Origin of the sequence: Micromonospora sp. WMMD712 (assembly GCF_029581295.1) — a bacterium.
Classification (GTDB): Bacteria; Actinomycetota; Actinomycetes; order Mycobacteriales; family Micromonosporaceae; genus Micromonospora; species Micromonospora carbonacea.
In genome coordinates, this window is the sequence record NZ_CP120743.1 from 457,876 (window position 1) to 473,073 (window position 15,198).

Sequence of the window (15,198 nt, forward strand, 5' to 3'; positions counted from 1 at the left end):
CGACCCTCTCGGCACCGACTCTCTCGCGATCGCCGCCGCCGCCGGGGCGATACCGCCGAATCGGGGCCCGCCCGGCGGGCCGGCGGCCGGCCTGTCCGGTATCCGGCCGGTCGCCGGGGGATGGCGGCTCGCCGTGACCCGGGCGGTGGCTCACAATGGAGGGCCGGTCACGTGGCCGTGTGGCGGGGGAGGATGCAGTTGAGTCAGGCAAGCGAGCCGGGCCCGGCCCGGCCGGCCACGGCGGGGGACGCCCCGCCGCGCGTCACGCGGGTCCGACAGATCCGGCTGGTGGGGCTCGCGGTCACGCTGGCCGTCCTCGCGGCGGCCCTGATCCCGATCGTGCTCGCGTTCGGCCCGCCGACCCGCGACGAGCTGTTGGAGCAGGCCGGGATGAAGGGCAGGCAGCAGCTCCTCATCGGGGTGAAGGACGACCAGCCCGGCATCTCCCAGCGGTTCCCGAACAACGTGTGGAAGGGCTTCGACGTCGACATCGCCTACATGATCGCCGGCTACCTCGGCTTCGACCGGTCCCAGGTGCGGTTCCTGCCGATCGAGAGCGAGGACCGGGCCCGCCGTCAGGCCCGCGACGGAGACGGGTTCGTCACCGTCGACCTGGTGATCGCCTCCTACAGCATCACCAAGCAGCGGGAGGAGGAGGGCGCGGTCTTCTCCGCCCCCTACCTCTACACGGAGCAGTCGGTGATCACCCTGGACAGCGTCGGCGACGCGGAGCAGGTGAGCAGCCTGGAGGACCTGGGCGGCCGGACGGTCTGCACGCTGACCACCTCGACCTCCGCCCAGCGGCTGCGGGAGGCCGGCGCCAAGCCGATCGGCCGCAACCGGATCAGCGACTGCGTCCAGCTGCTCTACGACGGCAAGGTGTACGCGGTCACCACCGACGCCGCGATCCTTGCCGGCTTCGTCACCGGCGACCGGCCCGACGACGACGGTCAGCGCTTCCCGGCCGAGCTGCGGGGCGCCAAGCCGCTGCGGCACTGGGACATCGGCTCCTCGGCGCAGGAGAAGTGGGGCGTCAACACCGGCCCCAACGAGGCGCTGCGGGACCTGGTCGACCTCGCCCTATACGCGTCGGCCGAGGACGAGGAGAACTCGACCTGGGAGAACGCGTACGACGCGAACCTGCGCTGGCAGCAGCGGTACAACCTCCCGCAGTCCGTCGCGGAACAGCGGCAGCCCGAGCCGAGGAAGGTGGAGGTACGGCAGTGGCCGTGGGAGAGGATCGCGCTACCGGCCCCGGCGCACCCCGGATCGCCGCCGGCCCCGGCAAGTCGGGGCGGCCGCGCCGCATGGCGGGGGCGCGGCAGGCGCAGCAGTGGCTGCTGACGCTCCTGCCCGCGTTCCCCGTCCTGCTCCTGGTGCTGCGGTTGTGGCAGCTCAGCCGGCAGGACATGTCCACCATGCTGCTGCTGGTGCAGTACGTCAGCCCGCTCGGCCTGCTCAGCGCGCTGCTGATCGCGCTGGTCTGGGCCTTTCCCCTGGTGGTGCTCACGTTCGGCGTGCTCGGTCGGCTGCTGCGGCTCAGCGCCCCTGACCGGTTCGACCCGGAGCGGTCGCTGTTGGCCTCCGGGACGGCGCGCACCCCGGGCTGGGTGCTCACCGGCGCCGTCGCGCTGGGGGCGCTGACGTGGCAGCTGCGCTTCCTGCCGACGCTGCTGATGCTGGGGCTCTGGCTGCTCGCGCTGCGCACCCGCTACCTGCATCCGGACCAGCCGACCCGGATCCTGCTGGTGAGTGTGGCGCTGCCGCTGGCGGCGGCCGTGCTGGCGTACACCGCGCTGGGCCCGGCGATCTGGTCGGCCCTGCGGCAGGACGAGCTGGCCACGGCCGCGCTGCTGGCGGTGCCGCCCGCCGCGGCGGTGCTGCTCACCGGCCCGATCCCCGGCTGGAGCGCCCCGGTGCTGACGCACGGGCTGGCGTACGCGGTCGCCGCCGTGCTGCCGCTGGTGATGGGGGCGGTCTTCCTCCGGGTCCCGGTGCTGCCGACCGCCGCGGTCGAGCTGGCCCCGGCGGGGGCGGCCGACGCCGAGGCGGGCACCGGCGCGGACCCGACGCCGGCCGACCGGACGGGGCCGGAGGTGGTGCTCGGCGCGCTCATCACGGTGACCGACACGTCGACGATCGTGCTGGACCGGGCGGCCGGGGTGCGGTTCCTGCCGAACGGCCGGGTCCGGTCGCAGGTGCTCTGCCCGGAGGCGGCGCGGGTGCCGTACAGCGTGGTGTCGGTGCACGGCTGGCCGGTGGAGGAGACGGTCCTGGACTGGATGATGCCCCGGCGGCCGGTCGCCGACCCGGACGTCCGCTGCGACGGCCGGCTCCCCGCCGCCCGGTGATTGCCGGCACCCGGCCCGCGTCGCCGAGCTGTCGGATCCCCCGCCGGCCGGATATATTGACGCCGATGGTTGGCTGGCTGGTGGGAGGGGTGTGCCGTGAGAGCCCGGTCGATGATGGTGGCGGCGGTCGTGGCGGGCCTCGCGGTGAGCGGCGTCGGCGCGGCGGCCCTCGCCGACCCGCCGTCGGCCGCCGGCCCCCGCCCGGTGGCGGGTGTCGCCCTCGCCGTCGGCGACTTCGACCTCAGCCGCCCCCAGGTCGCCGCCAGCGGCCTGACGGTGCCCTGGGGGATGGACTTCCTGCCCGACGGCAGCGCGCTGGTGACGCTGCGCAACTCCGCCCAGGTGCTGCGGGTGCGGCCCGGCCAGCCGACCGAGGCGGTGGCCCAGATCTCCGGTGTGACCCCGGTCGGCGAGGGCGGCCTGCTCGGCCTCGCCGTCTCGCCGACCTACGCCCAGGACGGCTACGTGTACGTCTATCTCACCACCGCCACGGACAACCGGATCGTCCGGTTCCGGCTCGCCGATCCGCAGACCCAGACGCCGATCCTCACCGGCCTGGCCCGGGCCAGCACCCACGACGGCGGGCGCATCGCCTTCGGCCCGGACGGCCTGCTCTACGCCGGCGTCGGCGACGCGGGGCAGACCGCCAACGCGCAGAACCCGGCCAGCCGCAACGGCAAGATCCTGCGGATGCGGCCCGACGGGTCGGTCCCGCCCGACAACCCGTTCCCCGGGTCGCTGGTCTACAGCCTCGGCCACCGCAACGTGCAGGGCCTGGCCTGGGACGCCCAGGGCCGGCTCTACGCCACCGAATTCGGGCAGAACACCTGGGACGAGGTCAACGTCATCGTCGCCGGTGGCAACTACGGCTGGCCGACGGTGGAGGGCCGGGGCAACGACCCCCGCTTCCGCGACCCGCTGCTGGTCTGGACGACCGCCGAGGCGTCCCCGAGCGGCGCGACGATCGCCGGCAGCCGGCTCTTCGTCGCCGCGCTGCGCGGGACCCGGCTGTGGAACGTGCCGCTCGACGGCGTCGGCGGCGCGGGCACCCCGGTCGCCGAGCTGGTCGGCACCTACGGGCGGCTGCGCACGGTCGAGTACGGCCCGGACGGGTGGCTCTGGGTCGCCACCAGCAACCGCGACGGGCGCGGCTCGCCGACCGCGACCGACGACCGGATCCTGCGCTTCCCGCCGCGCGACGCCACGCCCCCGCCGACCACGACGCCCCCGCCGACGACCGCCCCGCCGACGACCCCGCCCACGACGCCCCCGCCGACCGGGGTGCCGGCGACCTGCCTGGTCACCTGGACCCCCAACCAGTGGACGGGCGGGTTCACGGCGGAGGTGCGGGTCACCAACCGGGGGCCGGCGCTGAACGGGTGGGCGTTGACCTGGTCGTTCGCCGCCGGTCAGCGGGTCACCAACGCCTGGAACGCGCAGGTCACCCAGTCCGGGGCCGCCGTCACCGCCCGCAACGTCGACTGGAACGCCAGCCTGCCGCAGGGCGCCACGGCGAGCTTCGGCTTCCAGGCCAGCTCCGGTGCGAGCAATCCGCGCCCCGCCGACTTCGCGCTCAACGGGGCCGCGTGCCAGGTGGATCAGTAGGCGGCGGCACCGGATTCCCCGATGGACGGTGCGGCCGCGATGATGCGGGGGTGACCAGACCTGGATCGGCCCGGCACCCCCGGTGGCGGTGGCCGGTGGCCGCAGCCGCGGTGGCCGTCGTCCTCGCCCCCGTCGTCGCGGCGGCCCCCGTCGTCGCGGCGGCCCCCGTCGTCGCGGCGGCCCGCCCCGGCGCCGCGCCCGCCCCGCCGGCAGGGCGGCCGGTGTGCGACATCCGCGACGACCGGTTGACCGAGATCTCCGGGCTGGCCGCCACCGACGACGGGTTCGTCGCGGTCAACGACGGCGCCGACGAGGAGTCCCGCCGCCGGATCTTCTTCCTCGACGCCAGCTGCCGGGTGGTGCGGGCGGTGCGCTACCCGTCGCGCCCGCGCGACACCGAGGACCTGGCCGTGGGCGCGGACGGCACGATCTGGGTCGCCGACATCGGCGACAACGACCGGGCCCGCCGCACCGTCGCCCTGTGGCGGCTGTCGCCCGGCGCGGCCCGTCCGGTGCTGCACCGGATGACGTACCCGGACGGGGCCCACGACGCGGAGGCCCTCCTGGTCGACGACGGCGGGCGGCCCGTGGTCGTGACGAAACAGGGCGGCAGCGCGGGCCTGTACCGCCCGGCCGCGCCGCTGCGGGCGGGCGGGACGGTGCCGCTGGCCCGGGTGGGACAGGTGCGACTCCCGTCCACCACGACCCGCAACCCGTACTCCTTCCTGGGGCGGCGGGTGGTCACGGGCGGGGCGAACGCGCCCGACGGGCGGCGGGTGGTGCTGCGCACCTACGCCGACGCCTTCGAGTTCGACGTCCCCGACGGTGATCTCGTCGCGGCCCTCACCACCGGCCGGCCGAGGAGCATCGCGCTGCCGCACGAGCCGCAGGGGGAGTCGGTCAGCTACAGCCGCGACGGCCGGTCCCTGCTGACGGTCTCGGAGACGGCGAACCAGCCACCCGGCACCCGACCGCGGATCCTGCGCTACGCCCTGCCCGCCGGCCCGACCCCGTCCGCACGCCCCGGCGTTGCGGGGCCGACCGGTCGCGCCGCCGCTCCGGGCGCAGCCGACCGGACCGGCGCGCGCGGCGACCGTGCCGCCGCCGGGCGCGACCTGCCGGGCCGGGCCGGGCGCGACGGCGCGTCCCTCGTGGTGGGCGGCGTCGCGGTGGTGCTGGCGCTGGCCGCCCTGGCACTGGCCGGCGCGCGGGCCGCCCGCCCGCGCGGCGGGCGGTAGCCGCCCGCCGCCGCCGCCCGCCCGACATCGGGAGCCGTCATCCGCCCGGGAGCCGTCATCCGCCCGGGGGCCGCCGGCCGATCGGCTGCGTCGACGGTCGGCCGATCCGGCGGACGCGAGGGCTGTGTCGGTCAGCCGACACCTCGCCCCGCGCCGCTCTGCCACGCTCCCCCCTGACTCCGGATTCAGGGGAGAACGTGGTGCCGGTCACAGAACAGCGCAAGGTCATCGACATCGCCCGCGACATCGTCGCGGAGGTGGCACCGGACGAGTTGGCGGACTTCGACTTCGTGGCGACCGCCTACCTGCGCGACCCGGCCGCCGCCCGCCGGGCGCGGCGGGCCGGCGCGGAGCCCACGGCCGCCGGCTGGGAGGAGGCGGGCCAGGCCGTCGGCGTGCTCGCCGCGGCCGTGGTCGTCGACATCTGCAAGGACCTCGTCGTCGCCGGCGCGAAGGCCGCCGGGCGTCGCTACCGGGCGGCGGGCTGGTGGCCGTTCCGCGGGCCCACCGTCGACGAGGACAGCGTCGCCCCGCCGATCCCGCCCGGGCAGGAGGAGCGGATCAGGGCCCTGGCGGCCGGGCGCGCCGCCGACCGGGGCGCGCCCGAAGCCCTCGCCGCCGACCTCGCCGCCGTGCTGGTGAAGCGGTGGAACGCCCGGCCGTAGCGGACCCGGCCGCCGACCGGGCACGGCTGAACCCGTTCACCCTCCCGCCCGCCACCACCTCGCTGTTCCTGCTGCTGATGACGCTGACCCTCAGCGCCGCCGCCTACACCTACGACGCGGTGGCCGGCGGCCTGACCGGCTGGGAGAGCAGCTACTGGCGGTGCGTCGCCGCCGCCGACACGGCGGCCGCGACCGCCTCGCCGCAGCGGGTCACCGACGACTACCTGGCCTGCAACTCGGCCGTCGACGTGCGCCGCGCGGGAGTCGGCCTGGGCGCGGCGACGCTGGTGGCGACCGCGATGTTCGTCGGCTACCGGCGGCACCCCCGCCGGCTGATCCGTCGGCAGGGGCTGCGCCCCCTCGACCCGGCCGTGTACCCGGTCGCGGCGCGGGAGGTCGCCCGGTTGGTCGACGAGGCGCGGGTGGCCCGTCCGCCCCGGTTCGTCGTCAACCCGTACCGCACCGGGCCGGGCGGCCGGGCCTTCGGCTGCCACCCCCACTACCACGTACGCCTCAACCGGGGACTGCTGCACGACACCAGCGACGACGGCCTGCTGGCGCTGCGGGCGGTGGTCCGGCACGAACTCGCCCACCTGCGCAACCGCGACGTCGACCGCACCGTCCTGGCGCTGCTCAGCGGCTGGGCGTTCCTGCTGGTGGTGGCCGTGCCGCTGCTGGCGTTCGTGGCCGTCCGGAGCCCCGCCCTGCTGTGGCCCGTCGGGTGGCGGCTCGCCGTCGCGGTCGCCCTGCTCTGGCTCGTCCGGGCCGCGGTGGTCCGCGCCCGGGAGCACCACGCCGACGTGCGCGCGTCGGCGACCGGCCCCGACCGCGCCGACCCGCTCTTCCACCCGCCGGCCTTCCCGGAGCGCCGGCCACCGGCGGGTGGGCCGCTCGGGCCGGCTCGGCGCGCCTGGTGGCGGCTGCTGCGGCTGCACCCGACCAACGCGGACCGCGCCGAGGTGGTACGCCGGCCCGAGGCGCTGCTGCGCGCCGGAACCGTCGAGGCGCTGGCGGCCGGCGTGACCGTCGGCGTCTCGCTGCCGTACCTGAGCACCATCACCACCAACCTGCTCGGCGGCGACCGGCTGCACGGCCTGCTGCTGGCCTCGGCGCTGCTCGGCGCGCTGACCGTGACCGTCGTCGGCACCGGCCTGTGGCGGCAGGCCCTCGTGTCCCTGGTGGCCGGCGCGCCGCTGCCCACCGGCGTGCGCCCTGGCCTGGCGCTGGCCGCCGGCATCGCGGGCGGCGAACTCGTCGCCGCGCCGCTGAGCGACGACGGGACCTGGCCGTCGATCCTGCGGCAGGTCCCGGTGCAGGGCGTGCTCGCGCTGGCGTTGCTCGCCCTGGGCTGCCTGCTGTTCGCCCGCTGGTCGGTGGCCTCGGCGGCGGCGTGGCTGCCGTCGGCGGCCGGCCGCACCCTGACCCCGGTCGTCCGCGCGGGGCAGGCGTTGGCCGCGCTCGCCTTCGGCGCCGGTTTGACGGCCTGGTCGACGGGGACCTCGGTGGCGGCCACGGGCGTGCCCGTCGCGTTGCCCGTCGGCGTGTTCGCCAGCGCGCTGGACCCGTGGGTGCTGCTGCCGCTGCTCGCGGCGGCGGCGTACCCGCTGACGGCCGCCGCGCGGCGCGGCGGGGCCCTGCGGGCGGTGCGCCTCGACCGGGCCGACGGCGCGGCCGCCCTGCCCCGGCCGCGCATCCGGCCCGCGGTGGCGCTGCTGCCGCCCGTGCTGGTCTTCGTCGTGGCGCTGGCCGTCAACGAGGCCACCTCCGGGCGGCTGCTGGTGGCGGCGGCGACCTGGCTGGGCCGCGAGCTGGACCCGGGCAGCTACCAGCGGGCGCTGCTCAACGTCTACGCGCTGCTCGGCGCGGTCGCGCTCGGGCAGCTCGTGGTGGCGTTCGTCGCCGCAGCCCTCGGCGGCCGGGCCGACGTCGGGCTCGGCCCCGCGCACGCCCTCGTCGCGGCGGTGCTCACCGGCTACGCGCTGGTCTCGGTGCTGCTCACGATCACGTTCGTCCAGCTCTGCCTGGGCACCGGCTGCGGCGACGTCTACCAGGGCGTGCTGGCCATCGGCAGCGCGTACACCGTGGTCGGGGTGTTCGGCCTGGCCGCGGCGCTGGTGGCCGGCACGGTCGTGGCGGCGGTGGCCCGGCTGGCGCGGCGGCGTCGCGCGCGGTGGCCGCAGGGCCACCCGGCGGGGCCGGCCGGGCTCCGCCGGGGCCGGGGCTGGCCGCGCGCCGTCGTGGCCGTCGTGACCGGGCTGCTCGTGCTCGGTTACGCCGCGCCGGTCGTCGCGATGTGGCTGGCCACGAAGGGTTTCCTGCCGGGCCGGGCCGGGGCGCTGGTGCCGGAACAGGTCGCCGCCGCCGCGCCCCCGCCGGCCGCCGGTTCCGTCGCCGCCGCCGACGCCTGCCGGTTCGCGCAGGCCGCGCCCGGCCGCCTGCTGCTGGTCGACCAGCGGGCCGTCGCCCACGTCGAGGTGGGCCGGCGGGCGGCCGGCTCCGACGCGCCGGGGCTGCGCGCCCTGGGCCAGGTGCTCTACGACGGGACCCGGCGCGGCGAGGCAAGGCGCGAGGACCCGGCGGAGGTGGCCGTCACCAACTACTGCCGGTGGCTGCCCGCCACCGCCGGCCGTCCCGGCCCGGCCACCCCACCGCCGCCGGACCCCGTCCCGTCGGGGCCGGTGCCGACGCCGGCCCGGCTGGCCTTCGGGCAGACGTACGCGTGGCCCGACGGCGTCACGCTCACCCTCGCCGCGCCGCACCGGGTCCAGGTCCAGGGCGCCTGGTACGCCCTGGTGATCGCCAGCCTCACCAACGGCCGCCCCGGGGCGCTGGACGTCAACGAGTTCTCCTTCCGGGGGCTGGTCGACGACCGGGAGACCCTGGCGCTGGTCGTGCCCGACCCGGAGTACCCGAAGGCCGGCCCGACGGTGGACGCGGGGGCGGTGCGGCGGCTCAACTACGCCTTCCTCGTCCCCGCCGACGCGGCGCGGCTGCGCATGGAGATCTTCCACCGGGCGCGCGACGCGCAACGGCCGGCGGTGGTGTTCGACGGGCCGCTGGGCGCGCCGCCCGACCCGACCCCGCAGGTGTCCTCGTCCCCGTCGCCCACCCCTCGTTGACGCCGGTCCCGCCGCGCCTCCTCCGCGCCCGGCACGCGCTGTTCCGCCGCCGCAGCCGGGGCCCGGTCCCGCCCGCCGCGCGCCTGGAAGTATCGCCAGCTGACGATCCATTGTGGGTGTTAGCGGTAACACGTTATGGTGTCGGCGGCCAGGGTGAAGGGCACGCTCCAGCCACGGGCCGCCGGTCGTCCGCCCGGACACCGGGGCCGGCGGCGCAGCCGCACGGGCACTGCTGACGGTTGGCCTTCCCGCGCCGCCCCCGGCAGTTGCGGTGGCGCGCCGACCCGCCGTGCCGCCGTTCATCCCCGCCCGCCGTCCGCGGGCGGACCTCGACGGGGCCGACGCCGCGCCCGGATTCCGCACCTCGCCCCGGCACGTCCCTCGCCCGGGCAACCACCATCGGGAGGATACGCATGACACGAAGAAATCGCCTGTTCGGCGCCGCGGCGGCCGTCATGGCGGTCGTCGCCACCGCCGTCACGTTCGCGATCGCCCCCGCCAACGCCGAGTCCAACGGCGGCGTCCGGGTGATGCCGCTCGGCGACTCGATCACCGACGGCTTCAACGTCCCCGGCGGCTACCGCATCGACCTGTGGCAGAAGTTCGCCGCCGGCGGCTACCGGATCGACTTCGTCGGCTCGATGTTCAACGGGCCGGCCAGCCTCGGCGACCACGACCACGAGGGCCACTCGGGCTGGACCATCTCCCAGGTCGACGCCAACGTCGTCAACTGGCTGCGGGCGACGACCCCCCGCACGGTGCTGCTGCACATCGGCACGAACGACATGTACGGCGACCCGACCGCCGCCGCGTCCCGCCTGTCCACGCTGATCGACCGCATCACCTCGACCGCGCCGTCGGCGGACGTCTTCGTCGCGACGATCATCCCGCGCTCCGGCACCGAGAACGCGGTGCGGACGTACAACGCGGCCATCCCGGGCATCGTGCAGAGCAAGGTCAACGCCGGCCGCCGCGTGCACCTCGTGGACATCGGCAGCGCGCTGACCTACGCCGACCTCGCCGACGGCATCCACCCCAACGCGACGGGCTACGGCAAGATGGCCACCGCCTGGTACAACGCGCTGCGCGCGGTGCCGGGCAGCATCGGCGGCACGCCCCCGACGACGACGCCCCCGCCGACCACGCCGCCGCCCACGACGCCCCCGCCGACCACGCCCCCGCCCACCACCCCGCCGCCGACCACGCCCCCGGCGTCCGGTGCGTGCCGGGTGGCGTACACGGTCAACGCCTGGGGCAACGGCCTGACCGCGTCCGTCACGATCACCAACACCGGCACCGCGGCCGTCAACGGCTGGGCCCTGGCGTTCACGTTGCCGGCCGGGCAGAGCATCACCGGCGGCTGGAACGCCACCTACACGCCCACCAGCGGCGCGGTGACCGCCCGCAACGTCTCCTACAACGGCAGCGTCGCGCCGAACGGGTCGGTGGAGATCGGGTTCCAGGCGAGCCACACCGGCAACGCCGGCAAACCGTCCTCTTTCACCCTCAACGGCGCCGCCTGCTCGACCGTCTGACGCCCGGTGGGCCCCCTGCGCCCGTAGTGTTCGCGGGGGGCCCACCGCCCTGTGACCTGCGTTACCTGTCGCCGGACGGGGAATCAGCAGCCGGGCCCCGGATTTGGAGCCTGTTGTGACAGTTGCATCATTTCCCGCCCGGCTGCGCGCCGGCCGTGCCGGAGCGTCCCGATGAAGGCCGCCACCGTGGCGACGGCGGCCCCGTCGACGCCGGGCGACGCGATGGGACGCCGGCAGCGCCTGCGGCTCGTCCTCGTGCTCGGCTCGCTGATCGCGGTGGGCCCGCTCACCATCGACATGTACCTGCCCACCTTCCCGGCGCTCGTCGCCTACTTCCAGACCACGTCGGCGGCGGTGCAGCTGACCCTCACCGGCACGCTCGCCGGACTCGCCGTGGGCCAGCTCCTGATCGGCCCGCTGTCCGACGCGGTCGGCCGGCGCAAGCCACTGATCGCCGGCATCGCGCTGCACATCGTGGCGTCGGCGCTGTGCGTGGTCGCGCCGAACGTCGCCGTCCTCGGCGCGCTGCGGGTGGTGCAGGGTCTGGGCGTCGCGGCGGCCTCGGTGGTCGCGATGGCCGTGGTCCGCGACCTGTTCAGCGGCGCGGCCTTCGCCACGCTGCTGTCGCGGCTGCTGCTGGTCATGGGGGCCGCGCCGATCCTCGCGCCCACCCTCGGCGGCGGGCTGCTGCGCTGGACGGACTGGCGGGGCGTGTTCGTGGCCCTGGCCGTCTTCGGGGCGGCGCTCGTCGTGGTCGCCGTGTTCGGCCTGCGCGAGACGCTGCCGGCCGAGCGGCGGCGACCCGGCGGGGCGCTCGCCACCCTGGCCGTGTACGGGTCGCTGCTGCGCGACCGCACGTTCGTCGGCCTGGTGCTGGTCGCCGGCCTGGCCATGGCGGCCCTGTTCGCGTACGTGGCCGGGTCGTCGTTCGTCCTGCAACAGCAGTACGGCCTCGACGAGCAGCAGTTCGGGCTGGCCTTCGGGGCGGGCGCGGTGGGGCTGATCGGGGCGACCCAGTTCAACGTGCGGCTGCTGCGTCGCCACTCCCCGCAGCGGATCCTCGTGGCGTCCCTGGGCGCGGGGACCGTGGCGGGGCTGGCGCTGCTCTTCTTCGCCGTGACCGGCCTGGGCGGGCTGCCGACCCTGCTGGCCTCGCTGTGGGCGGTGCTCGCCGCAGCGGGGCTGGCGATGCCGAACGCGCCGGCGCTGGCGCTGTCCCGGCACGGCGAGGCGGCGGGCACCGCCTCCGCGCTGCTCGGGGCGGTGCAGTTCGGCGTCGGCGCGGTGGCCGCGCCCCTGGTGGGGATGCTCGGCACCGGCGCGGTGGCGATGGCCCTCGTGGTGGCGGGCGGGATGGTGGCCGCCACGGTGGTCCTGCTCGTCGTCGTGCGGCCGGCCCGGCTCGCCGGCCTGCCGGCCGACGCGGTGGTCGTGGCGGCGCACTGACGAGGAACGATCTCGTTGTCACCCGGTCAGGGGAGCGTTAACATCGAGTAACTTCGATTGTTGACGTGGGGGTGGCAGATGTTCCGAACCGTCCGCCGGTCGTGGCGTCGGGCGGCGCTGACGGCCGCGACCGTCCTCGCGTCGCTCGCCGCCGGGCTGCCGGCCGTCGGGGTCACCCCGGCGGCGGCCGCCGCGCCCCCCGCCGGGCAGACCTCCCGCTACACGATGACGGCGTTCACCAACAGCAGCGAATCGAACATGTACGTCTACGAGGCGGCCGACGCCACCGGCTACCGGCTGCTGCGCGGCCCCGCCTACACGCCGCCGACCGGGCTGATCCGCGACCCGAGCATCATCCGGCACACCGACGGGCGCTACTACGTCGTCTACACCACCAACTGGACCGGCAACACCATCGGCTTCGCCACCAGCACCGACCGGGTCAACTGGACGTTCCTGCGCAACCACACCATCCCCATGACGGTGCAGAACACCTGGGCCCCCGAGTGGTTCGTCGACAGCGACGGCAGCGTCAACGTGATCGTCTCGCTCTCCACCAACGGGGCCGACTTCAAGCCGTACCGGCTGCGCGCGACGAACTCCTCGCTCACCGCGTTCGCGACGCCCACGCTCCTTTCCGGGATCGGCCCCAACCACATCGACACGTTCGTGGTGAAGGTCGGCGCGACGTACCACGCGTTCGCCAAGCAGGAGACCACCAAGTACATCGAGCACGCGACGGCGAGCAGCCTGAACGGCCCCTACACCTTCGTCGGGACCGGCGACTGGGCCGGCTGGGGCGGCCCGCGCGAGGGCCAGGCGCTGGTGCCGCTCGACAACGGCGGCTGGCGGATCTACTTCGACGGGTACACGGTCGGCAAGTACTACTTCAGCGACAGCTCCGACGGGCTGCGCACCTGGACCCCGCCGGTCGAGCTACCCGGGCTGTCCGGCTTCGCCCGGCACTTCACCGTGCTCCGCGAGACGGTCCCCGGCGGCGTCACGCTGCCCACCGGCGGCCGGTCGTTGCAGTCGGTCAACTTCCCCGACCGGTACGTGGCCCGCCGCGCCGACAACCTGGGCTACCTCGACCCGGTCTCCACGGCCAGCCCGGCGCAGGCCCGCCAGGACGCGACCCTCACCGTCGTCGCCGGGCTCGCCGACGCCAACTGCTACTCGCTGCGCACCGCCGACGGCCGGTACCTGCGGCACTACGACTACCGGATCCGGGCCGACGCCAACGACGGCAGCGCGATCTTCGGGCGGGACGCCACCTTCTGCGCCCGGCCCGGCTCGGTCAGCGGGGCGGTCTCGCTGGAGTCCTACAACTTCCCCGGCCGCTACCTGCGCCACTACGACTACGCGCTGCGCATCGACCTGTACCAGGACACCGCCGTCTTCCGGGCGGACAGCTCCTTCCGCCCGGTGGCCCCGCTGGCCTGAGGCCCGGCCCCGCCGGGTGGGCGCGGGCCGGGACGCCGTCGCGGCGTGGGGCGGGACGCCCCACGCCGCGACGGGTGGATCGGTGGACCAGCGGTTCGGCGGTTCAGTGGATCAGCACCGGGGCCGGGGCCTGCTCGTCGTCGAGCAGGTGGGACACCTGACGCCGGCGGGGCAGGAAGAAGGCCGGCACGAACGTCACCAGCACCAGGGCGAAGCCCACCCAGAACGTCGTGGCGAACGAGTCGGCGACGAACTCCAGCCCCCGCTGGAGCAGCCCCGGGTCGACCGGGAACTGCTGGGCCAGGTCCGGGTTCTGCTTGACGGCGATGGCCAGCCCGGCCTCGGTGACCGGCGCGCCCGTGTTCGGGTCGACCGCCCCCGGGATGACCGGCGCGTCGTTCAGCTTGCTGGTGAGGATCACCGACATGATCGCCGAACCCACCGACCCGGCGATCTGCTGGAGGATGTTCAGCAGCGTGGAACCCCGGGCCACCTCGTGGTTGGTCAGCGTCTTCAGCGCCGAGGTCATGATCGGCATCATCGTGCCGCCCATGCCCAGGCCCATGACGAACAGCGAGCCGCACAGCAGCAGGTAGGACGTGTCGGTGCCGACCTGGGTGAACGCGAAGAAGCCGGCCGCGATCAGCACCAGCGCGAACGGCACCGTCCGGCCGACCGGGATCTTGTCGGCCAGCATGCCCGCGATCGGCATGGTGACCATCGCGCCGATGCCCTGCGGGGCCATCAGCAGGCCGGCGTCGAGCGTCGACTCGCCGCGCACCTGGAGGAAGTAGCTCGGGAACAGCAGGCCGGCGCCCATGAACGCGACCATGAAGACGGCCATCGTGACGGACGCGACGGTGAGGTTGCGGTCACGCAGCAGCCGCAGGTCGAGCAGCGGGTGCTTCGGCTTGAACGAGTAGACGACGAACGAGACGACCAGCAGCCCGCCGACGAGCATCGGCAGCCACACCTTCCGGTCGGCGAACGTGCCGGTCTCGGGCAGCGACGACACCCCGTAGAGGAAGAGGGCCAGGCCCGGCGACAGCATCAGCATCCCGACGAAGTCGAACGACTCGGACGGCTCCGGGGCGTCCTTCGGCAGCGCCCACTGCGCGTAGGCCAGCGCGACGACGCCGATCGGCAGGTTGATCAGGAAGATCCAGTGCCAGCTCGCCACGTCGATCAGCCAGCCGCCCAGGATCGGGCCGCCGATCGGGCCGAGCAGCATCGGGATGCCCAGCACCGCCATCAGCCGGCCGATCCGCTCCGGCCCGGCCGCCCGCGTCATGATCGTCATGCCGAGCGGCATCAGCATGCCGCCGCCGAGGCCCTGCAACACCCGGAAGCCGATGAGCTGGCCGATGGAGTCGGCGGTGGCGCACAGGCCCGAGCCGAGCGTGAACAGCACGAGCGCCGCCATGTAGAGCCGCTTCGTGCCGAACCGGTCGGCGGCCCAGCCGGTCAGCGGGATCACCGTGGCCAGCGCGAGCGTGTAGCCGGTCATCGTCCAGGCGACCCGGGCGTAGGAGGCGTCGAACTCGGTCTGGAACGTGGGCAGCGCCACGCTGACCACGGTCACGTCGAGGATCGACATGATCGCACCGAGGACCACGACCCCGGCGATCTTCAGTACGGCGGCGTCGAGCTTGGCCGGCGCCGCGGGTTGACTGCTCACGGAATCTCCTGATGAAGCTGGCGGATGCCGCCGATCGGCCGCGTGCCGCACCTCGGGCGGCAGCACGTTGTGGGTTACCTGTCGGGCGGGGCTGTCGCACACGGCGGCCCCGTGCGCC

General features: G+C 75.3%; 10 protein-coding genes. 9 read left to right on the top strand and 1 reads right to left on the bottom strand.

Annotated features, from left to right (window positions below):
* Window positions 1-192: 192 nt before the first annotated feature.
* From O7633_RS01845 to O7633_RS01885, 9 genes are all read left to right on the top strand, one after another.
* Window positions 193-1,344, top strand: a complete 1,152-nt coding sequence (locus O7633_RS01845) for a transporter substrate-binding domain-containing protein (RefSeq protein ID WP_278134927.1) — start codon at window positions 193-195, stop codon at window positions 1,342-1,344.
* Window positions 1,308-2,351, top strand: coding sequence for a hypothetical protein (locus O7633_RS01850; RefSeq protein WP_282325625.1), 1,044 nt, complete (start codon window positions 1,308-1,310; stop codon window positions 2,349-2,351). The genes O7633_RS01845 and O7633_RS01850 overlap by 37 nt, the downstream gene beginning before the upstream one ends.
* Window positions 2,352-2,447: 96 nt before the next feature.
* Window positions 2,448-3,956 (top strand): PQQ-dependent sugar dehydrogenase, encoded by a 1,509-nt coding sequence (locus O7633_RS01855; RefSeq protein ID WP_278134931.1) that lies wholly within the window; start codon window positions 2,448-2,450, stop codon window positions 3,954-3,956.
* Window positions 3,957-4,006: 50 nt separating this feature from the next.
* Window positions 4,007-5,194: a hypothetical protein gene (locus O7633_RS01860; RefSeq protein WP_282325626.1), complete on the top strand. Its 1,188-nt coding sequence runs from the start codon at window positions 4,007-4,009 to the stop codon at window positions 5,192-5,194.
* A 200-nt stretch (window positions 5,195-5,394) separates the two neighbouring features.
* A complete protein-coding gene (locus O7633_RS01865) occupies window positions 5,395-5,859 on the top strand; it encodes a hypothetical protein (RefSeq protein ID WP_278134935.1) in 465 nt (154 codons plus the stop codon).
* Window positions 5,841-8,978 (top strand): M48 family metalloprotease, encoded by a 3,138-nt coding sequence (locus O7633_RS01870; RefSeq protein ID WP_282325627.1) that lies wholly within the window; start codon window positions 5,841-5,843, stop codon window positions 8,976-8,978. The genes O7633_RS01865 and O7633_RS01870 overlap by 19 nt, the downstream gene beginning before the upstream one ends.
* A gap of 455 nt (window positions 8,979-9,433) precedes the next feature.
* On the top strand, window positions 9,434-10,513 hold the full coding sequence (locus O7633_RS01875) for a cellulose binding domain-containing protein (RefSeq protein ID WP_282328447.1): 1,080 nt from the start codon (window positions 9,434-9,436) through the stop codon (window positions 10,511-10,513).
* Window positions 10,514-10,684: 171 nt separating this feature from the next.
* Window positions 10,685-11,959 carry a multidrug effflux MFS transporter gene (locus O7633_RS01880; protein WP_282325628.1) on the top strand — a complete coding sequence of 425 codons (1,275 nt, stop codon included), beginning with the start codon at window positions 10,685-10,687 and terminating at the stop codon, window positions 11,957-11,959.
* Between the two features lie 78 nt (window positions 11,960-12,037).
* On the top strand, window positions 12,038-13,402 hold the full coding sequence (locus O7633_RS01885) for a glycoside hydrolase family 43 protein (RefSeq protein WP_282325630.1): 1,365 nt from the start codon (window positions 12,038-12,040) through the stop codon (window positions 13,400-13,402).
* A gap of 103 nt (window positions 13,403-13,505) precedes the next feature.
* On the opposite strand, the gene O7633_RS01890 is transcribed toward O7633_RS01885, so the two are convergent.
* A complete protein-coding gene (locus O7633_RS01890) occupies window positions 13,506-15,080 on the bottom strand; it encodes a DHA2 family efflux MFS transporter permease subunit (RefSeq protein ID WP_178064728.1) in 1,575 nt (524 codons plus the stop codon).
* Window positions 15,081-15,198: the final 118 nt, after the last annotated feature.